The 23,327-nt window shown below is 37.0% G+C and carries 12 protein-coding genes; 7 read left to right on the top strand and 5 right to left on the bottom strand.

Going from position 1 to position 23,327, the window contains the following annotated elements; genetic code table 11:
• Window positions 1-14: 14 nt before the first annotated feature.
• From ric to BD847_RS03620, 5 genes are read left to right on the top strand one after another with little or no spacing between them, the layout of a single operon-like run.
• Complete coding sequence (gene ric, locus BD847_RS03640; protein WP_115886909.1) at window positions 15-746, top strand: iron-sulfur cluster repair di-iron protein; 732 nt, start codon at window positions 15-17, stop codon at window positions 744-746.
• An 11-nt stretch (window positions 747-757) separates the two neighbouring features.
• Complete coding sequence (locus BD847_RS03635) at window positions 758-2,881, top strand: ribonucleoside triphosphate reductase (protein ID WP_115886908.1); 2,124 nt, start codon at window positions 758-760, stop codon at window positions 2,879-2,881.
• On the top strand, window positions 2,862-3,029 hold the full coding sequence (gene nrdD / locus BD847_RS21035) for an anaerobic ribonucleoside-triphosphate reductase (RefSeq protein ID WP_208641783.1): 168 nt from the start codon (window positions 2,862-2,864) through the stop codon (window positions 3,027-3,029). Before BD847_RS03635 ends, nrdD begins: the two co-directional genes overlap by 20 nt.
• Window positions 3,007-3,699, top strand: a complete 693-nt coding sequence (locus BD847_RS03625; protein WP_115886906.1) for an anaerobic ribonucleoside-triphosphate reductase activating protein — start codon at window positions 3,007-3,009, stop codon at window positions 3,697-3,699. Before nrdD ends, BD847_RS03625 begins: the two co-directional genes overlap by 23 nt.
• A 55-nt stretch (window positions 3,700-3,754) precedes the next feature.
• Window positions 3,755-4,201: a copper resistance protein CopD gene (locus BD847_RS03620; RefSeq protein WP_115886905.1), complete on the top strand. Its 447-nt coding sequence runs from the start codon at window positions 3,755-3,757 to the stop codon at window positions 4,199-4,201.
• 90 nt (window positions 4,202-4,291) lie between these two features.
• On the opposite strand, the gene BD847_RS03615 is transcribed toward BD847_RS03620, so the two are convergent.
• The 5 genes from BD847_RS03615 to BD847_RS03595 form a co-directional block, all read right to left on the bottom strand.
• The gene (locus BD847_RS03615) at window positions 4,292-5,710 is read right to left on the bottom strand and encodes a TolC family protein (protein ID WP_115886904.1); all 1,419 of its coding nucleotides are present in this window, start codon (window positions 5,708-5,710) and stop codon (window positions 4,292-4,294) included.
• Window positions 5,691-7,046 carry an HlyD family secretion protein gene (locus BD847_RS03610; RefSeq protein WP_115886903.1) on the bottom strand — a complete coding sequence of 452 codons (1,356 nt, stop codon included), beginning with the start codon at window positions 7,044-7,046 and terminating at the stop codon, window positions 5,691-5,693. The genes BD847_RS03615 and BD847_RS03610 overlap by 20 nt, the downstream gene beginning before the upstream one ends.
• Before the next feature lie 2 nt (window positions 7,047-7,048).
• Window positions 7,049-8,704, bottom strand: a complete 1,656-nt coding sequence (locus tag BD847_RS03605) for a peptidase domain-containing ABC transporter (RefSeq protein ID WP_115886902.1) — start codon at window positions 8,702-8,704, stop codon at window positions 7,049-7,051.
• 102 nt (window positions 8,705-8,806) lie between these two features.
• A complete protein-coding gene (locus BD847_RS03600; protein ID WP_244201551.1) occupies window positions 8,807-9,142 on the bottom strand; it encodes a hypothetical protein in 336 nt (111 codons plus the stop codon).
• Window positions 9,143-9,405: 263 nt separating this feature from the next.
• A complete protein-coding gene (locus BD847_RS03595; RefSeq protein WP_115886900.1) occupies window positions 9,406-9,996 on the bottom strand; it encodes a 5'-methylthioadenosine/S-adenosylhomocysteine nucleosidase family protein in 591 nt (196 codons plus the stop codon).
• A gap of 361 nt (window positions 9,997-10,357) precedes the next feature.
• On the opposite strand from BD847_RS03595, the gene BD847_RS03590 reads away from it, so the two are divergent.
• Together BD847_RS03590 and BD847_RS03585 are read left to right on the top strand one after the other, a co-directional pair.
• Complete coding sequence (locus BD847_RS03590; RefSeq protein ID WP_115886899.1) at window positions 10,358-22,363, top strand: PKD domain-containing protein; 12,006 nt, start codon at window positions 10,358-10,360, stop codon at window positions 22,361-22,363.
• Complete coding sequence (locus tag BD847_RS03585) at window positions 22,345-23,316, top strand: PorP/SprF family type IX secretion system membrane protein (protein ID WP_394336439.1); 972 nt, start codon at window positions 22,345-22,347, stop codon at window positions 23,314-23,316. Before BD847_RS03590 ends, BD847_RS03585 begins: the two co-directional genes overlap by 19 nt.
• The last annotated feature ends 11 nt before the right edge of the window (window positions 23,317-23,327 follow it).

The following is a 23,327-nucleotide window of genomic DNA, read 5'->3' as shown; positions in this document are numbered from 1 at the left end:
TATAACTTACCAAAATGAAAATAAATAGTAAAACTACCATTGGAGAAATTGTAGCAGATGATTTCAGAACTGCAGTAATATTTACAAAATACCACATTGATTTTTGCTGCAAAGGATATCGTACAATCGCAGAAGTCTGTAAGAAACGTGACATCGAGGAAAATCTTCTTATTCATCATATTGAAATTGCAAAAAACAATGTCGAAAACCAGTCTTTTGACTACAAATCATGGCCGATAGATTTACTAACTGATTATATAATAAAAACACACCATAGATATATCAAAGAAAAAGCTCCGGTTTTAGAGGAATATTTAAATAAATTATGCGCAGTTCATGGTCATCTTCATCCTGAATTATTTGAAATAAAAACACTGTTTACAGATTCTGTTTCAGATTTGTATTTTCATATGGAAAAAGAAGAACGAACCTTGTTTCCTTTTATCATACAAATGAAAAGGACTTATAGTAAAGGGCTAAATCTCGAAACACCACCTTTTGGATCTGTTGAAAATCAAATTATTCTCTTAAAAGAAGAACACAATACCGAAGGAAACCGTTTTAAAAAAATTGCGGCTTTAACTAATAAATATACACCACCAACTGATGCCTGTGCTACTTATAAAGTAACATTTGGAATGCTTGATGAATTCGAAAAAAACCTTCATAAACACGTCCACATGGAAAACAATATTTTATTTCCAAAAGCCATCAGTCTTGAAAAAAACTTTGAAAAAGTCTTATAACAAATGAAATCATGGAAAAATATGTCATCAAACGCAATGGAGATTACAAACCTTTTGAAGCTTACAAAATTCAGGATGCTATTCAAAAGGCGTTTCAAAGTGTAAATCTGCCTTACGATAAAAGAATTTATAAAACCGTTCTTTCAGGTCTTGAAGTGAAATATTCATGGCCAGTCGAAGAAATTCAGGATTTAATTGAAAGAGTTCTCTTTGAGAATGGTTATTTCAAAACCATGCGTTCTTTTATTATTTATCGCCATACCCGAAAATTACAACGCGAACATGTAAATGGGTTAAATGATGACACAACTTATGTAGACAGTACACAAACTGTTGACGAATATATTAACCAATCAGATTGGCGAATCAATGCCAACGCAAATATCTCTTATTCTAATGCTGGATTGGTAAGCAATACTGCCGGCAAGATAATCGCCAATTACTGGTTGGATAAAATTTATACTAAAGAAGAAGGCGCTGCGCATCGTAATGGCGACATACACATTCACGATCTCGACTGTTTGACAGGCTACTGCGCCGGTTGGAGCCTTCGCGTGCTATTAAATGAAGGGTTTAATGGCGTACGCGGACGTGTCGAGAGCAGACCTCCTTCTCATTTTAGAGAAGCACTTGGGCAAATGGCTAATTTTCTGGGTATTCTTCAAAGCGAATGGGCAGGCGCTCAGGCTTTCAGCTCTTTTGATACTTATCTTGCGCCTTATGTTTTTAAAGATCAACTTACTTATGATGAAATTCTGAAAGCAATCAGAAGTTTTGTTTATAATTTGAATGTGCCTGCGCGCTGGGGACAATCGCCTTTTACCAATATTACACTAGATTGGAATGTTCCTGAAGATTTGAAAGAACAAATTCCGACCAGAAATAATGAGCATTTGTTTTTAAATACCGAAAATGAAGCCTTACAAATTGAAGCGAAAAAAAGAGGTGTTGAAAAACTGACCAACTTAAAATATGCCGACTTTCAACAGGAAATGAACCTCATCAATAAGGCTTATTATACTATTATGACAGAAGGCGATGCAAACGGCCAACCATTTACTTTTCCGATTCCGACTGTTAATATTACGGAAGATTTTGACTGGGAAGCCGAAAATGTTGATTTGCTATTCGAAAATACTGCAAAAATAGGTTCGTCTTATTTTCAGAATTTTATTGGAAGCCAATATACTTTGGATGAAAATGGCAATAAAGTTGAAAATCCCGAAGCTTACAAACCAAACGCCGTACGAAGTATGTGCTGCAGATTGCAACTGGATTTAAGAGAATTACTGAAACGAGGAAATGGTCTTTTTGGAAGTGCTGAAATGACCGGAAGTATCGGTGTTGTTACCATAAATATGGCCCGTTTGGGTTATTTGCATCACGGAAATATCATCAACTTATTTATGCATCTGGATGAACTTCTTAAAATTGCAAAATCAACGCTGGAGAAAAAAAGAGTTTTTATTCAGAGAATGTACGATCAGGGACTTTATCCTTATACAAAACGATATTTAGAACATTTTAGAAACCACTTCTCTACCATTGGTGTAAACGGAATGAACGAAATGGTGATTAATTTTACCAAAGGAAAACAAAATATTACAGACGCTTCGGGAATTAGTTTTGCTACAGAAATTTTGGATCACATCCGTTTAAGAATGAAGGAATTTCAGGAAGAAACCGGAAATTTATACAATTTGGAAGCGACTCCCGCCGAAGGTACAACTTACCGATTTGCAAAGGAAGATAAAAAACGTTTTCCCGAAATTTTACAAGCCGGACAAAACGAAAACATTTATTATACCAACAGTTCACAGATTCCTGTCGATCACACTGATGATCCTTTTGAAGCTTTATTACTTCAGGATGAACTCCAATGCAAATATACCGGCGGAACGGTTTTGCATCTTTATATGAGAGAAAAAATAAGCAGTCCGGAAGCCTGCAAGAACTTTGTAAAAAAAGTCCTGACCAACTTTAAACTGCCTTACATAACGGTTACACCCATTTTCAGTATTTGCCCTGTTCACGGTTATCTTAACGGAGAACACGAATATTGTCCTAAATGTGATGAAATTTTACTTAATGAAAACAATCAAAAAAATCTCGCTTATGAAAACAAAAACGCATAAAATTTTAGAAGAAAACCAAACTAAAAGAAGCAAATGTTTGGTTTATACACGAGTTATGGGTTACCACAGACCTGTAGAAAGTTTTAATATCGGAAAAAAAGGTGAACACCAGCAACGTACCCATTTTGAGGAAGCTGTTATCTACTAAAGCAGTTTACAGCATCACTCCTTTTACTTTATTAGATTATCCTGATAAAACAGCCTGCATCATTTGGTTTGCGGGCTGTAATATGAGATGCCTTTACTGCTATAATCCCGATATTGTATTAGGAAAAGGGAAAATAGATTTTGATACTGTTCTAACTTTTCTTCGTTCAAGAAAAGGATTATTGGACGGTGTTGTTCTTAGCGGCGGCGAATGTACTATGCATAAAAATATTATCCCTTTTATAAAGGAAATTAAAGCTTTGGGATTTGTTGTAAAAATTGATACCAATGGTTCACATCCTTTGGTTCTGCAAAAATTACTTCAGGAAAAACTAATTGATTATGTAGCATTGGATTTTAAGAGCCTTCCCGAGGCATTTGAAACTATAACGAAATCTCAGTTATTTTCGGAGTTTGAGGAAAGTTTTTCGTTATTAAAAAATGCTGTTGTACCATTTGAAATTCGGACTACTTTTCATTCTGAATTAATTAGTGAAGCTGCTTTTGCAAAAATGATCACCTATTTGGAAACTCAAAATTTTGAAGGCAATTATTTTGTCCAACACTTTGTGAACAATGTCTCAACACTTTATAAATTAGACAATTCGGACAGAGAAATACGTCATAAAAACTTTTCGACCTCAAAAATAAAAGTTATTTTTAGAGAATAATTAATACAATTTATCAGCTTTCGTTCTCAATTGATAAAACTAAACCCCTTGTATTATGACACTACATCACTTCGTATTAATTCTCCATCTTTTGGCTGCTGCTGTTTGGGTGGGCGGCCATTTGCTTTTGGCTATTTGTTATCTTCCGACAGCTTTAAAGAAAAAAGATCCGCAGATTATTTTAAATTTTGAAAAGAAATATGAGGCTCTCGGAATGTCATCACTTGTTATATTGATTGCTACTGGTATCTGGATGGCGTATGATTTTGGTGTAACTTTCGAAACCTGGTTTAGTTTTTCCAGCGGAATTGAAAAAGTGGTTTCCATCAAATTAATATTGTTGTTTCTTACTTTCATATGTGCCATTTGCGCACAATTTTTTGTACTTCCAAATCTTAATGAAACCAATATCCACAGAATGGCCGTGATTATTATTTCGGTTACAACAATCGCTGTAACAATGCTTGTTTTAGGATCTACAATACGATACGGAGGTTTATAATAATTTTAATTTAAAACTTCTATAAATCAAAACAGCAGCAAAATATTTTGCTGCTGTTTCTTTTTAAATAACTAAAATTAAAGTGATCGCTTAATCAGGATTTGCAAGGATTTTATACAATTCGGCATTTGAGATATAAAACTGATTCTCAATACTAATCTGTGACAATTTTGCGCTTACCAAATTGTTTTCTCTGGAATTGATCAGGAAAATGGAGCTTTCACCAAATGAAAACAATTTCTCTTCAGAGTTTAGCATTGTCATATAATCTTTAACCAAATTGTCAATTACCGTTTTTTGTCTTTTTAAAGAGGCAATTTCAGTTTGTTGTGCTTTTATTTTGTTTTTAAGTTCCAGTCTTTGCTGATCGATATCGAACTTTAAATCCTGAATTTTCAGTTTCGCCATTCTGAGGCTTCCTCTCTCCTTTCTCAGGAAAATCGGAATGCTGAAATCAACATTAAATTTATAATCATCAGCGTTGAAAGTACCAAAATAAGAAGGCTCGGAAAGATAATTGTAGCCAACATTTAACTTTGGAAGCAATGAATTCGCTTTAAGCTTTCTGCCAATTTCCAACATATCCATTTTGGTTTCCAAAGCCTGAATTTTAGGATGTGTTTCTAATGATTGCACATCTACCAACATGGCATCCGTTCTAAGAGTTCCTTCCAAAGTCTGAATCAAATTTTGTTCTGGTTTTACAAGATCATCCAGTTCAACGGGAACATTCTCAATCCATAAATAATTAGACAGATACAATTTGGCTTTAGCTAATTTCAAGTTACCATTCTCCACATTTAATTGTCTGTTTCGTACCGTAATTCCGGCTTCAACACTATCAATCGCAGGAGAATCTCCAAGTTCGATAAGCTTTTTTACACCTTCAAAACGTGTACTGGCATAGCCAAGATAACTTCTGTAAAGTTGTGCTTCATTATAACTTTTTCGCCACTCAAAATAAGCTTCGCTTGCTTTATATAAAACTTCAATTGCTTTTAGTTTTCGTTGTGCATCACTTAATTTCAGCTGCAGTTTTCCTTCTCTAACATCGGCCATACGCTGATTTATAAACATACCTTGTCCCAATGCTACACTTACTCCCAATGATGTTAAACCCGCTTCTGGCGTTTTATTCTGCGGATTGTAATATTGACCATCGGTTTCATCAAATCCTGCTTTTATCTCAACTCCATACCAAGTCGGAATTTTGAAACTGCTGTTTAGTAACGAGTAATATTCAGTTCCTTTAAATTCCTTTTTACTGTAATCGACTTCAATTTTAGGATCAAATCCACCACGCGCCACCATCAACGCTGCCTGAGCATTCGTTATTTCAAGATTTGCCTGTTTTACCAGCGGATGGTATTTTTTTACATATCCTAAAAATTCACTGTAACTGAGTTCTTCTTTATTAAAATCCTGACCGTACGAAACTGAAAAACAGAATAAAAACAAAACTGTAAACAGCTGTACAGTGTACTTTAATTTATTTTTTATCCTTTCCATCTTTCGCCTCCTTTTCGTCTGACTTGTAATAATTTGGTGGGAAACCATTTAGATTACGCCATATTTCATATCCAACTGAAACCGTTTCTAATAAAGCAATACTTTGTGCTCCGGCACCAATACTTAATTCTTTTGGCCATTTATTGTCAGGGCCATCAGGAGAAATAAGTACTCTGTATTTTCCGTTTGCACTTATAAAGTTCTCGATTGCCACCACTTTTCCTCCGTATGTTCCGTACGATAATCCCGGCCAGCCTGAAAATACAATTCTTGGCCAACCATCGAACCAAACACGAACTTTTGCACCACGATGCACTAACGGAAGGTCAATAGGGTCAACATACGTTTCTACAGCAATATCGTAACTTGCTGGCATAATACTCACAATTGGAGTTCCTTCTTTAATCGTTTCTCCCAAACCTGCCAATAAGGCACGGTTTACATAACCACTTTGTGGAGCCGTAATATAATACAACCCATTTCTAAGACGGTAATTTGTATATTGATTCTCCAACTTATTTACCTGAGCTTTTGTATCGTATTGTGTGCTAAGAGCTGTAAACTTATCGCTTCTTGATTTCGATATTTTTTCAGCATATTCTGCTGTAATTCTGTTTATTTCTACTTTAGCATTAATCAATTCATTTTTACTGCTCAATAGTTTGTTTTGCTGCGTAATGATATAAGCTTCAGCTTCCTGAAGTTTTAATCTTTTCTGTTCTACATCAGTAAGTGGTTTTAAACCTTCTTTGTTAAGCGCTGTCGAACGGTCGAATTGTGTTTTTGCTATTCGTAATTGTGTTTTAATCGCCACAAGATCCATACTGTCGCTTTTGATTTTTAGTTGCGCTTGTTTTATTTTGTTTTGCGCCTGCTGCAATTTCAGTTCTCGTTCCGTATTTAATGATTTCGCCTGAACATCAAGAGAGCTTACTTTATCTCCATACGATTCAACCGCCATTTTTTTAGCATCAACCTGTTCTTTAGTATTGCCAACCAAATTGGGATCAAGATAATCTTCTTTTATTTCGGAAATAAACACAATGGTATCGCCCTTTTTTACAAAATCACCTTCCTGCACGTACCATTTCTCGATTCTTCCGGCTATAGTATTGTGAACAGTCTGCGGTCTTTGATCTGGTTTTAATGTTGTAACAGAACCAATTCCTGAAATATTTTGGGTCCATGGTAAAAACAAACAGGCCACGCAAAACAATAAAAATCCGATGATTACTCTGTTCAGAATTTTGTAATGTGGTCTTTTGGCAACACTGGTTATAGATTTGTACTTGCCCTCAGTTATAAGTATATTATTATCTTTAGATATATTGAGCATGATTATAGCTTTATGTCGTTACTAATTTTCCCATCATCGATTGTGATCATGCGTTCGCATTTTGTCTTCCAAATATCATTTTTAGAAGTTACGACCACAGTCCAGTTATTTTCTTCGGCAAGTAAGAAATCGACAATTTTTCCTGACGTCAATTCGTCCATTTTATCAACAGGATCTTCGAGAAATAAGATATTAGGTTTGTGAACAATACTTCTTGCCAAAAGAATCTTCTGAACATCTGAAGCCGAAAGCTCAAGTCCGCCGGGGTTAATTTGATGTTCAAGACCATTTGGAAAAGTTTTAATATCCGGTGTCAGACCAACATTATCCAAAGCCCATTTTAAATCATCATTGTTGATGGCTTCGTTTCCAAAAAGAATATTTTCTTTTATTGTTCCTGCAAATAGTGTATCTCCTTGCAAGAAAGTACCAGATTGCGCTCTGTAGCTTTCTTCGTCAAGACGATTCATAAAGTTATCGGTCACATACATTGTACCGCTTTCTGGCTCAAGAAAACCGGAAAGTAATCGTAATAATGTACTTTTTCCTGCGCCATTTGCTCCTCTTATCAAAATTTTCTCTCCCTGATTAATTTTCAGATTGATATTTTTGAGCGACTTTTTATTGTGGCTTGGATAATTGTAGGCGATACTTTCGGTTTCAATTGTAATTCCGGTTTCGCTAACTTTTGACGTTTGCGGAATAGATGAAATCTCCATGTCTGTAACTTGTCCGATCTTTTCAACAGAAGTCAAAACATCGTAAAATGATTCTAAACCAAAGATTATTTTTTCGACCGAATTAATTAAAAGTACAATAACAATTTCAGCTGCTACAAACTGCCCAATGTTCATTTGATGATGAATTACCAAAAAACCTCCAATTGACAATAAGGCAGCAGTAACAATAATTTTAAAAATAGTAAGCTGAATGTATTGTTTTTTCATTACCTGAAAATGCTTTTCGCGGTAATTTACATATTGTGAGACATAACCGTCATTGCGTTCAAGCGCATAATCGAATCCTCCTTTTTGGCGGAAGCTGTCACGATTTCTAGCTATCTCTTGAATCCAGGCTGCAACTTTGTATTTAAACTTGGATTCATTAAGGCTCGTTTCTAGACCATCTTTATATGAAAATTTAAAAATGATATACAAAATAGCAATAAACAGAAGTCCAATTACCATAAAGAAAGAATGGTACAAAACCAATAATATGATTCCGAAACTTACCTGAAGAAAAGCGGTACAAAAGTCCAGTAATAACTTTGCAGTTCCCTTCTGAACCATCAGCGTATCAAAAAAGCGGTTTGCTTTTTCGGGTGCATATTCAGAATACATTTCTTTAAATTTAATTAAAGGCATTCTGTACGCAAATTCAAACGAAGAGCGAACAAAAATGCGTTGTTGGAGATTTTCTACAATCCGAAGCTGCAAAATATTCAAAACTCCGCCAAACCCAACTCCAATGGTAACGAGAATCACCAAAACAATCCAGGAAACGCTAAGTTGTCCGCTTTGAATAAAATTAATAATAGCCTGAATTCCTAAAGGCAAAGAAAGGTTTACTAACCCGGCAAAAGCAGCATAGAATATAATTTGATAAACATCGCGCTTTTCCAGTGTAAGTAAATTTATAAAACGTTTGAAAGGTGTCATAAATTTATATATAAATACAAGATTAAATGATAGATATTAATATACGGTAAATACCGTATTAAGGATGTAAGAACTTATCCTAATACAAACAAATTTAAGCATTTATATAATAACTCGCGGAGGTCGCAAATGAATTTTGCCGTGAAACCCAAATGAAAATATTGGATTGTCGATGTAGTTTTTACCTTTTGATCCCATTTTAAAATACAATCCAGGTACAGAAGCATCTATTGGCACTAGGTATTCTAATAATGGAATTCCTTTTGCCAGTTTTGTTGTTTTGGTATCTTTTGTTTCATAGTCGTCTAACTCTTCAGGAATACCATCACATTTGAAGATTTTTTTTAGCAAATTACAGGTCATTCCTTTAAAGGTATTCTCTACAGAATAATTATTTATTAATCGTGAAAAAGTACCAGACATGTTAATGCTGCTCATTAAAAAGTACCCAATTAGCAATGCGTGTACGCATTTGCATAAGATACTATTTTTGATTGTGTGCAACATTTTCCTGTATTTAAGAGGGCGCAAGTTAGGACGAAATCGTCGGAGCTACATTAAAATAACATTAGAATTGAATCTGTTTCTGTTATTTTTTTCTTAAAGGAAAATGCCCTGATTTGTAGTGATCCACAACAAAAAACAAAGGCCGAAATCAAAATTTCAGCCTTTGTTTTTTTTTAATAATGTATTAAATCTGTTTATTTTTCATTTAAGTTTAAAATACTTTCAAACGCCTTTGCCGCTTTATGAACCTGAACAATCCAATCTTCAGCAGCGTTATCATCGGCTCCATCAGAAATATATTTAAGACATAAAAACGGGATTTTCTCTTTCATTGCAATCATTGCCAAAACATAGGCTTCCATGTCTACCACATTATATAAAACGGTAGAATGTCCCATTTCAAAACTATCACCCGATCCGCAGATTCCTTCCTGTAATCCATCCATCTTTAAACCGTATTCCAACACTGGTGGTAATCCTGATAGCGGTGTTTCATATAGCTCATATCCCAATGGTCGCACATCCATATCTCTTTGAATAAAACGTGTACAACAAACTACATCTCCTTTCTTAAAAAAATTGCTTCCTGCTGATCCTAAATTAACGATTAAGGATGGTCTTTTATAGTTTATAGCCTTAGTCAGTTCATAAGCTGCGTTTACTTTTCCTATCCCTGTTATTAATGAATTGTAATTTTCAAAGACATCGGCTGCTTCTGATTCCAAAGCAAAAGAAAATAGTACATTTTCAAAAGGAAATGAAAATTCCTCATTTATATTAATCATACTTCTTTATTAAATTTTCAGCTACAAAAATAGAACTAAAAAGATAATCTCTTGTGTTTACCTTAACTAATAATGACTTCCGTATGTGGTGGTTAGAAACTTTCAAAAAAATAGTCTCAAAAACTATTTTTCATGCAGATAAGTTAAAATTTGAGCCTTTTTTTTGTTTCATTATGCATTTTCATGTTTCATTTTCTAATATGAAACATCAATAAAAGTTTTTTTACGCTTTGTTTTAATAACTTTGAGATATCCCCCAGTCATTTATCGTTGCATCAGCAAATTAAATACACATCATCATTAATTAATAATAGTAGGTGGTTATTTAATCTTTATATCCGCCTTTAGATTCTGATTGCGTATGGCAAAATTGTACTTTTTTCCGAAGATTACAGATTTTTCAAGAAAAGCATGTCTTACCATTTTTCTTTTGGTCTTGGCAAATTTTAAAGTGAACGCTCAAAACTGTACTGTTAATGCAGGAGTACTTAACACTACTATTTGCGAAACTGATGCTTTAGTATTAACAGGAAATACTCCAAGTCCAATTATTGGTACAGTTTCATGGACTCAGATCTCTGGACCTGCTGTTGTAATCAATTCTCCTAACAGCACTAGTACAACTATTTCCGGATATACTGGAGGCAATACTTACACATTTAGATATAGTGCAACCTGTTCTGACGGAATTTTATCTTATCAGGATAAAGTGGTCAATGTGAAGCCTATTACAAAAGCAAATGCCGGAGGTAATATTGCAAGTTGCCCAAATAGCAACGGTACATTAGCAATTATTGGAAACGCTCCTCAAAATACAGGAGAAACTGGTCGCTGGGAAATAGTTGGAGCCAATAATGCCGGAGTGGTAATTAATTTTCCAAATCTGGCTACCTCAACAATAACTTTGCCGGATACAAGTTGCGGTGTTACTACATTGCAATGGGTTATTGAAGGTCCGGAATTTGCGCCTGGACAACGTTGCCGTACAACATCTCAAATTACTGTTACCAATTATGGCGGAGTAAAACCGGTTTCTGCCGGACCGGATCAAACTTTAAGTAATTGTTATACCACGACACAATCAACTAACCTCAACGCTACTTATGGCGGCTGCGGACTTAATGGGCAAAACGGTCAATGGACATTTGTTACAGGACCAAATACGCCTACTATCGGTAGTCCGAATTCAAATAACACCAGTGTTTCAAATTTAACAGAAGGAACTTACACATTTCGATGGACTGTTACCGGGCCTTGTGCATCTGGCAATGATTTGGTAGTCATTATTGTACCTCCTGCAACACAAGATGTTACACAACTTCCTGGTGGAGACGAAAATATATTCTTTTGCGACAATACAATAAATCAGGTTACGCTTGTTGCACAAACTCCTTTGTACGCGGGTGAAACAGTATTATGGACAAAAGTATCCGGAGGCTCAGCTACTATTGTATCACCAACAAATCCGACAACACTAGTAACGGGAATTTCTGAAGCAGGTAGCCCATATCGTTTCCGTTACACGTTAACCAATAACAATACTGGTTGTGTTTTTACGAAAGATTATATTGTTCAGTACAATGGTCCGACTCGTACGATTGTAGCAAATAATGGCGATGATATTGTAGGAAGTTGTAATGCTACTGTATTTACAATTCCGTTAACAGTCACAGGAACAGGATCAAATCAATATAGAATTGTTAGCGGTCCTGCGCTTTCTCCACTTGGACCATTCCCAACTGCATTACAAGATACTGGTAACTCTTTAACATTAACTCTTACAGCTCCCGGAGATTATACTGTAGAATTTATTAGAAAACAAACTGGAGCATTAACTGTTGAATGTGACTATGGTTTTGACACTATAAACATCCTTGTTTCCGGAGATCCAACACCATCAAACGCAGGAACTGATGTCAATTTGCCCTGCGGTGATACCTCTACCCTTCTTTCCGGTGTAAGTACTGATGATGGTTTACATTTTTGGAGTCAGCTCAGCGGCCCAAACACAGCGGTTATTGCTGACAATTTTGCTGTTGATACGCAAGTAAGCGGACTTATATCAGGTTCTTACGTGTTTCAATATATCACAAAAGGTGGTGGTGCCACGTGTGGATTTTCGGTCTCTACAGTCACCGTTAATGTATCATCCAGTTCTATAGACAATGTTAATGCGGGACAAGATCAGGTAGTGTGTGCCGATTCTCAGGTACCACTCTCGGCTATACCGGCAGATCCAGGTGAAATTGGAACCTGGAGTCAGATTTCTGGCCCCGATACGATTACATTTTCGAATGTCAATGATCCTAATGCAATTGCTAGTGGTTTCTTGACTCCAAATGCCACATATGAATTACAATGGAGTGTGGGTTATTTAAACCCCGGCCCATCATGTGGTTCAGCAGTTACAGATAATGTAATCATTTCTACCAGTAATCTTCTTGCTCCTACACCATCGGATGCAGGACCAGATACTTGTTACTCTTCCGGAACAACTACTTTTAACCTAAGCGGTAATACAACATTGCCTACTGAATTTGGTACCTGGACGGTAATACCATCAAATGGAGTAATTATTGACAATGAAAATGACCCTAATACTTCCGTAACAGTTCCTGGCAACGGAACCTACATATTTACCTGGACGATTGTATCCAGATTTAGAACTTGTCTTCCTAGTGAAAGTCGTGTCAAAGTTACCGTTGCAGAAACACCGCCAACAGCAGATGCCGGTCCAGATCAGGAAATTTGTGGTACTACTCTAACAATGGCAGCAACACAAAGTGGCGGATCAACCGGTACCTGGACCAGAATTTCGGGAGTTGGAAATTATACTATCAGTGATATTCATGATCCTAATGCAGTCTTTACCTTTAGTTATAGTGGTTATTATATTTTCAGATGGACGGTAGACGCTAATATTTGCGGTCAGGATTTTGATGATATTAATCTTACCATTGGAATTCCACCAAATCAGGCAGCAGCCGGACCAGATCAAAATATCTGTAATAATAGTTCTGTTACAATGGCCGGAAGCGCTTACGATAGCTTTTTTGAACTTGGACAATGGTCTGTACTTACAGGAGCTCCAAATCAGCCAACAATTGTTGATCCATCAAATCCAAATACTGTAATTAATGGTCTTATTGCCGGTACTTATACTTTTAGATGGACAGTAACCGCAAAAAGTATCTTTTTATGTTCAGGTTCTTTTGATGATATGATTGTTATTGTAGATCCTGCTGCTAATGCGGGTCCCGATCAAACCGCTTGTGATGTTACGAGTATCCAACTTAAGGCAAGTGACAACTCAAGAGGAACATGGACACTTACAAGCAAAACAGAACCTTCACCAAACGTTGTCATTACACAATCGCCTTCTGACAGTTATATTGCTAATGCAACTGTTGTGCCGGGCAATAGTTATGTTTTCACTTTTACAACTATTCCAACAACATTTCCTAATGGTGCATCTTGCGCTGGAACATCCGATTCTGTAAATGTTACCATTTACAGCGGTGCAAGCATTGATCCTAATGCAGGACCTGATCAAACTTTATGTATTGATGACCTTCCGGTTGTTGGAGTAGTAAATATGGCTGGAAACGCTCCACCAACAGATGTTACGACAGCTGTATGGCGTTTTGTCAATCAGCCCGCTGGAAGTCAAGCCGAGATTGATGATGAAAACTTGCCGACAACTACTATCTCAAAAATGACTACTCCAGGACTTTATATTCTGGAATGGGTTTTTGAAAGTAATAATTGCCGAACACTTTCTGACATTGTTAGAATTCAGATGAATGCACCACCAAGCACTGCAAATGCAGGTCCTGATGATACTGTTGCGTGTCAAACCAGCTATCAAACTGCTGCCGTACCGCCAGCGGTTGGTATCGGGACATGGACCATAACAACTCAGCCTGCGGGCTCAAATGCTATTATTAACAATCCGAATAGCCCTGTTACAACATTATCTAATGTAATACTTGGTACTTACGTCTTAACTTGGACGGTTACCAATGGACCTCATACTAGTCCATCTCTATGTCAGCCATCATCAGATACAGTAACCATAATCTTTAATGATACACCACCATCTATCGCTAATGCAGGACCCGATCAGGAATATTGCGATGTAGACAGTTTCAGTATGAATGCCGTACCTGTTACATCAGGAAAAGGAACATGGACTCAGACTTCGGGACCACCTGCTAATATTGCATCACCAGAAAGTCCAACTTCTTTAATGTTGGGAATTGTTCCTGGAACTTATGTTTTTAAATGGACCACTACTACAGTAAATAATAATGGTTGTACTTCTACTGATTCCGTTACAATAACGGTATACGACACTCCATCAACGGCTAATGCAGGCATTGATCAAGTTGTTCCTCAATTTACACCAATTAATCTAAATGCCGTTGCGCCAACTGTAGGAACAGGAAACTGGACACAAACTGCAGGCCCAAGCACAATAGGATTTACTGATCCTACAAGTCCAACTTCAGCGGTTACCGGAACTATTCCGGGTATTTATACTTTGCAATGGAGTGTTACTAATGGAAATTGTCCACCATCAACAGATACGATGAGACTTACAATACTCGCTGTTGCAGATCTTGAATTAACAAAAACTGTAACACCTACCACAGGAAGCGTTGGCGATATAGTAACTTTCAATATAGACGTTTATAACAATAATAATGCTCAAGGTGGCACCGTTACTGCAACCAACGTTGCAGTACGAGATCATATTCCAACCGGATTTATCATTGTTCCGGGATCTGTTACCTCGGCAGGACAATATAATGTCGGAGATAATACAATCACTTGGACTGGTCTCACAATTCCGAGTGGAAGCATTTTGCATTTAACTTTTAAAGCCACAATTTCACCTATAGCATCATATGTAAACAGTGCAGAAGTTATCGCTTCTGATCAATTTGATCCTGATAGTACACCAAACAATGGTATCGCCACTGAGGATGATCAGGATAGCGCCTCCATAATTCTGGATGTAGCTGACTTATCTCTTCAAAAAACGGTTTCTCCTACTTCTGTTAGTATTAATGATAATGTAATTTTTACCATTCGAGTTACAAACAGTGGTCCAAATAATGCGACCGGCATCACGGTTTCAGATCATTTGCCGCCAGGATATACCTATGTAAGTGACAATGGTGGTGGAAAATACAACAATGCGACAGGTATTTGGAATGTTGGTAATCTAAATAACGGAAACTCTCTTGCTTTACAAATTACAGCTAAAGTGAACGTAGTATCTACTTTATCAAATTATATTAATACCGCCGAAATACAAACGGCAAAACAAAAAGATCCCGATAGTACGCCTGGTAACGGATTGCCTGAAGATGATATGGCTAGTGCCAACATAACCTTAAAATCTGCAGATTTAGAACTTACTAAAGCCGTTGCGCCAACAAGTGGAGCTGCGGGAGATGAGGTAGAATTTACAGTTACAGTCCTTAATAATGGTCCTGGAAATGCGACCGGAGTTAGCGTACAAGATGTTATTCCTGAAGGCTTCACCTTAATTCCCGGTTCGGTATCAAATAATGGATTTTATAATATTGCAACAGCAACTATTACCTGGCAAGGTTTGACGATAGCTAATGCAGGAACTTTGAACTTAACATTTAGAGCTATTGTAAATCCATTAGGCGGTTATCTTAATACTGCCCAAATAACGGCAAGTGACCTCGCTGATCCGGATAGTGTACCAAATAACGATGACGGAGATCAAAGCGAGGACGATGAAGATAACGCTCCATTTACTTTTATTGGCCCAACAGCTGATTTATCGCTTATCAAAAGAGTCGTTACCGGAAACACAAGTGCCGTAATTGGAAGTCAGATTTCCTTTGAACTTATCATTACGAATAGTGGACCAAATACAACAACAGGTGTACTTGTTCAAGATCTTATACCTTCTGGTTATGAATTTGTAAATTATAGCTCATCAGCCGGTCTTTATGAAAATACTTTTGGAATATGGAATGTTGGTACTATTGCTTCTGGCGTTTCAGAATCTCTTATTATTGATGTTAAAGTACTTCCGACAGGAAATTATGTAAATACTGCTCAAGTTACAGCCAGTAGTCTGCCGGATCCTAATAGTGCTCCAAATAATGATGATGGTGACCAAAGTGAAGATGATGAAGATAGTGCTACAATTACACCAATACAACCTGCGGCAGATTTATCTTTAACAAAAACCGTTAGTAATCCTACTCCACTTGTGGGATCATTTGTCACATTCCAAATTATAACCACAAACAGTGGACCTCAGGATGCTGCAAATGTAACGGTTACAGATTTACTTCCTTCCGGATATACGTATAGTAGTTTCAATGCTACAAGCGGAACTTATGATAGTACAACTGGTATATGGTCATTGGATATACTGAAAAATACAGAATCTGAAACTTTACAGATAACTGCTATTGTAAACGCTACAGGAGATTATACTAACATTGCTGAAGTAACCACCAGCGATACACCAGATCCTGATTCAACACCAAATAACGGAATTACAACTGAAGATGATTATGGCACTGCAACAACAGTTCCTGTCCCACAATTATCAGATCTGTCTCTAACTAAAACCGTGAATAATGCCGCTCCAGTTGTAGGTTCTGAAGTTACTTTTGAAATTATTGTGACCAATAATGGTCCACAAGATAATAATGCTGTTCAGGTTACTGATTTATTACCGTCAGGTTACACCTTTACCGGATATAGAATATCAACTGGAACTTATGATTCGGCTACAGGTGTTTGGCATGTTGGAAATTTAGTTAATGGAGATTCTGAGACATTGCAATTACTTGCAACTGTAAACGCTACAGGAAATTATACAAACAGCGCCGAAGTGACCGGAGCTGATCTTTCGGATCCTGATTCAACTCCAAACAACGGAGTTAATACAGAAGACGATTATGCAGAAGTTTCAACAGTTCCAGTTCCACAATCTGCTGATTTATCAATTACTAAAACAGTAAGTAATGCAACTCCTTTAGTAGGTTCACAGGTAACTTTTAGTATTCAGGTAAGCAATGCTGGACCACAAGCTACAACTGGCATAACGGTAACGGATTTACTTCCATCCGGATATACTTATGTTTCTTACACCTCAACTTCCGGAAGTTATAATCCATCAACAGGACTATGGACTGCAGGAGCTTTACTTAATGGTGCCACACAGACATTGCAAATTACAGCAACAGTAAACTCAACTGGTACATATCTAAATTCTGCTGAAGTAACAGCAAGTGATCTTCCTGATCCTGATTCAACTCCAAATAATGGTGTTACAACCGAAGATGATTATGCAACTGCAACAGTTACACCAACAAGTCAGGCATCAGATTTATCTTTAACCAAAACCGTAAATAATGCGACACCATTAATTGGATCCAGCGTAACTTTTGAAATTGTGGTAACCAATAATGGTCCGCAAGATAATACTGGAGTTCAGGTAACTGATTTACTTCCATCAGGATATACTTTTAGCGGATATACAGTTTCAACAGGAACTTTCAATTCAACAAGCGGAATATGGAGTGTTGGAAATTTAAATAACGGAACTTCACAAACACTGCAAATTACTGCTACTGTAAATGCAACTGGAGATTATTTAAATATCGCAGAGGTAACTGCCGCAGATCAGCAAGATCCTGATTCGACTCCTAATAATGCGGTTACAACCGAAGATGATTATGCCACTGCAACGGTAACGCCAACAAGTCAGGCATCAGATTTATCTTTAACCAAAACCGTAAATAATGCGACTCCTTTAGTTGGCTCTACAGTTACTTTTGAAATTGTGGTAACCAATAGTGGTCCGCAGGATAATACCGGAGTTCAGGTTAGTGATTTGCTTCCAACAGGATATACTTTTAGCGGATATACGGTTTCAACAGGAACTTTCAATTCGACAACCGGTGTATGGAGTGTTGGAAATTTAAATAACGGAACTTCACAAACATTACAAATTACTGCTATTGTAAATGCAACTGGAGATTATCTAAATTTTGCTGAAGTAACTGCCGCAAATCAACAAGATCCTGATTCAACTCCTAATAATGGTGTAACAACCGAAGATGATTATGCAACTGCAACGGTAACGCCAACAGCACTGTCATCTGATTTATCATTAACTAAAACAGTCAACAATACAAATCCGATTGTTGATACTGAGATTACGTTTGAATTGGTAATCACTAATAGCGGACCTCAGGACAATACAGGCGTTCAGGTGACCGACTTACTGCCTGTAGGATTTGCTTTTACCCGATATACGGTATCAACAGGAACTTATGACGCAACAACAGGATTGTGGAACATTGGAAATTTAAGAAATGGCCAATCAGAATCATTACAAATCGCAGCTATAGCAAATGCTGTCGGAAACTTTATAAATAGAGCCGAAGTTACTGCTGCAGACCTTTCTGATCCAGATTCAACACCGAACAATGGAGCGATATTAGAAGATGATTATGCAATTGCGAGAGTTGCTACAAGAGCGGATACACCTCCTCCACCACCAGTTTCTGATTTATCTCTTACCAAAACAGTGAATAATGCTACGCCTTTGGTGGGTTCTCAAGTTACTTTTGAAGTCATAATAACCAATAGTGGAAAAGATGATAACGAAAATGTTGAGGTTACAGATTTACTTCCTTCCGGATATACTCTCACAGGATACACAGTTTCAACAGGAACTTATACTCCCGCAACAGGTTTATGGGTAGTTGGCAATATAATTAATGGAAAATCTGAAACTTTGCAAATTACAGCGACAGTAAATGCAACTGGAGATTATCTAAATATTGCTGAAATAACGGCAGCAGATTTTGAAGATCCTGACTCGTTACCAAATAATGGTGTTACAACTGAAGATGATTATGCAACTGCAACTACAACACCAATAGCACAGTCTGCCGATTTATCTCTGACCAAAACAGTAAACAATGCGACGCCACTTGTAGGTGCACAGGTTACTTTTGAAGTTGTAGTTACGAATAATGGCCCACAAAATACAACCGGGGTTACAGTTACCGATTTACTTCCAACAGGATATACATTTAATTCTTACAGTGCAACGACCGGAACTTACAACAATTCAACTGGTTTATGGACAGTTGGAAGTATTGCCAATGGAGGCTCTTATACGTTACAAATTACTGCAACTGTAAATTCTACCGGAACATATCTTAATTCTGCCGAAGTAACGGCAAGTGATATTTCTGACCCAGATTCAACTCAAAACAATGGATCTAATTCTGAAGATGATTATGCAGAAGTTTCAACTGCTCCTATACAGCAATCATCTGATTTGTCTCTTACTAAAACAGTAAATAATGCGACACCACTTGTAGGTGCACAGGTTACTTTTGAAGTTGTAGTTACAAATAATGGTCCACAGGATAATACCGGTGTTCAGGTAACAGATTTACTTCCAACAGGATATACCTTTAATGAATTTACAGTTTCAACAGGTACATATAATTCAACAACAGGAATATGGACAATTGGGAATTTAAATAATGGCCAGTCTCAAACACTCCAAATAACTGCAACAGCCAACATTACTGGTGATTATATCAATATTGCAGAGATTTCAGCCGCGAATCTTCCCGATCCTGATTCGACCCCAAATAATGGAGTTGCAACTGAGGATGATTATGCAACTGCCACAACAACTCCAATTGCACAATCGGCTAATTTATCTTTAACCAAAACGGTAAATAATGCCATTCCGTTGATAGGTTCGTCTGTTACTTTTGAAGTAATTATAACAAATAACGGCCCTCAAGATACTGCAGGTGTTGAAGTCACTGATCTACTACCTACAGGATATACTTTCGGCAGTTATACAGCTACCAAAGGAACTTATAATGCAACTACCGGAAAATGGATTATTGGCTCTTTAATTAATGGTGACGCTCAAACTTTGCAAATTACCGCTGTTGTAAACCCGAACGGCCCGTATAATAATGTTGCTGAAGTTACAGCAAGCAATCTGCTGGATCCAAATTCAACTCCAAACAATGGAGTTGTAACTGAAGATGATTATGCAACTGCGACTACTACTCCTATTGCTCCTGTTGCCGATTTATCTCTTACAAAATTCGTTGTTGGAGGTAATTTAAATCCAATATTTGGTGCAACGGTAACATTTGAGATAACAGTGAGAAATAGCGGTCCGCATGATGCGACTGGAGTATCAGTAAAAGACCTACTTCCAAGCGGTTATGAATATGTAGTTTATAGCGCCACAACAGGACAATATGCCAATTCAACCGGAGTATGGAATATTGGTACAATTCCGAATGGAGAATCAGAAACTTTATTGGTCGGCGTTAAGGTAAACAGAACTGGAGATTACAATAATACGGCAGAGATTTATTCTTCAAATGAACATGATCCTGACAGTACACCAAATAACAATGTGGCAGGAGAAGATGATCAGGATGCACAATTAGTTACACCTGTTCCTGCTGTAACAGATCTTTCGATAGAAAAAAGCGTTGTTGGCAATAACCTTACTCCTGCGATTGGATCACAAATTGCATTTACCATTACAGTTACCAATGATGGACCTAGTACCTCAACTGGTGTAACAATTAAAGATATTCTTCCGCCAGGTTATCAGTACTTATTTTACAATTCAACATCCGGAAGTTACGATCCTACGACCGGAATTTGGACACCGGGAACTATTCTATCAGGAAACAGTCATACTTTATTGATAAATGCATTGGTAAAAGTTCCAACGAATACTTTAAACGAATACTTAAATATTGCTGAAATAATGACTTCCGATCAATTTGATCCTGATAGTACACCAGGAAACGGCGTTGTTACTGAGGATGATTATGACAGTATTTTTGTGACACCGGTAATTGTTATGGCTGATTTGTCAATCAGTAAAACAGCATTAAATGCCAATGCAACTTATGATGTTGGATCTACCGTTATTTTTACTGTAACAGTTAAAAATGACGGTCCGGCAACCACAAGCGGTGTATCTGTTAAGGATTTATTGCCTCCTGGATTCAAGTACGTAACCAGTTCTCCTACCAGCGGTCTTTACAATTATATAACCGGTGTCTGGAATGTCGGAGTTGTCACAGCTGGTAATGATGAATCGTTGGATATTTATACAACAGTAAACCCTCCAACTGGCGCAGCGGGAGAATATACCAATACTACCGAAATTATAGCAAGTAATCTACCGGATCCGGACTCGACTCCAAATAATGGTGTTGTAACCGAAGATGATTATGACAGTCTTCAAATTAACATCGCTGTTGCCGACTTGAGTTTAGACAAAACGGTAAGCAACAAAAATGCAAATGTCGATGAAGTTATAACATTTACGCTTCAGCTTAATAATGAAGGACCAAGTACAGCAACCGGCGTTAATGTTGATGATATAATTCCGTTAGGTTATCGAAATATTACAAATATAAGCAACGGAGGAATCTTCAGTAACAATACCATAAAATGGGACAACCTGACCGTTCCTATTGGCGGCATAACATTAACGTATCAGGTTACAGTTGCTAATCCTACTGGGCTTGATCATAACGATTATCTAAATATGGCACAGGTTACTGCTTCTAATCAGTTTGATCCTGACAGTAAGCCAAACAACGATAACGGAGACCAAAGTGAAGATGATGAAGATTCAGAATTCATCAACATTCCATCGACTGATATTGCAATAAATAAAGAAGTCGATAAAACGGATGTTCCAATGTATAGCAGTGTAATTTTTACTGTTACTGCAGAAAACCTAGGAAATTTAACAGCAACAAATGTTGAGGTAAAAGATCTGCTGCCAAAAGGTTACGAATTAGAAAGTGCCACAGCAACATCTGGTACTTATAACGGTACAACCGGAATATGGACAATTCCAAGTGTTCTCCCAAAAGAAAGCCAAGTGCTGACATTAAATGTCAAAGTAGTTGATTTTAAAGATTATTTGAATATCGCTCATCTGAATTCTATGGATCAAATTGATACTAATTCAACTAATAATGAAGACAGTGCGACAGTATCACCTAATTGCTTAAAAATATGGAATGAATTTTCTCCAAATGACGACGGTCAAAACGACACTTTCTATATTGATTGTATCACCCAATATCCTAATAATAAACTGGAGATATTTAACCGTTGGGGAAATATAGTTTACTATAAACAGGGTTACGACAATACATGGGACGGAAAAGCAGAAGGATCTGCCAAAACGCTTCCTGAAGGCACTTACTTCTATATTCTTGATCTCGGCGATGGTTCTCCAAAAACCTCTGGATGGCTTTATTTAAAATAAAATTAGGAATAACCAAAAAAGAATTGGCTATGATTAAAAATATAAAAAAGGTTTTCACGACTATAATAATGCTTTCTGCTTGCGGAGCATTTGCACAACAAGAACCACAGTACACGCAGTATATGTATAACACGCTTACTGTCAATTCGGCTTATGCGGGTTCGTTAGGACATATGACAATAACTGGTTTATATAGAACGCAATGGGTTGGTCTCGATGGCGCTCCAGATACGCAGTCTTTTACATTGGATACACCTGTTGGAAAAAATGTTGGACTTGGTTTATCTGTGGTCAGCGAAAAAATTGGCCCTTCGGAAGAGCAATATATAGATGGTAATTTCTCTTATACAATTCCTTCCGGTCAAACGCATAAGTTGTCTTTTGGTATAAAAGGTGGTGGACGCGTTATCAATATCGACTGGACCAAAGGAAGTCACAGAGATCCGGATGTTCAATTTCGTGAAAATATTACCAATAAATTCCTGCCTGTCGTTGGTGCCGGATTATACTGGCACGGAGAACGCGATTATATCGGAATTTCTGTTCCTAATTTTATGACCAGAGAACGATACAATTATGATGATATAGCCGATGATCTTGTAAATGAAAGAATGCACCTTTACCTTATTGGAGGAATTGTTTTTGATCTTTCTGCACATACAAAATTCAAACCGGCAGCTTTTGTAAAATATGTTGCCGGAGCACCAATAATTGCAGATTTCTCGGCCAATTTTATGTTCAACGATGCTTTTACACTTGGGGTTTCTTATCGTACTTCAGATGCTATTAGTGCATTGGCATCGATACAAATAGCACCTCAGTTGATGGTGGGTTATGCCTATGATTATTCGACTACAGAATTGCAAAATTACAACAGTGGTACACATGAAATTGTCCTGCGTTTTGAATTGGTTTCTCGCAAAAAAGGTTTAAAATCACCAAGATTCTTCTAATACTGAAATTT

Origin of the sequence: Flavobacterium cutihirudinis, assembly GCF_003385895.1 — a bacterium.
GTDB lineage: Bacteria > Bacteroidota > Bacteroidia > Flavobacteriales > Flavobacteriaceae > Flavobacterium > Flavobacterium cutihirudinis.
This window is presented reverse-complemented; position numbering and strand designations above follow the sequence as displayed.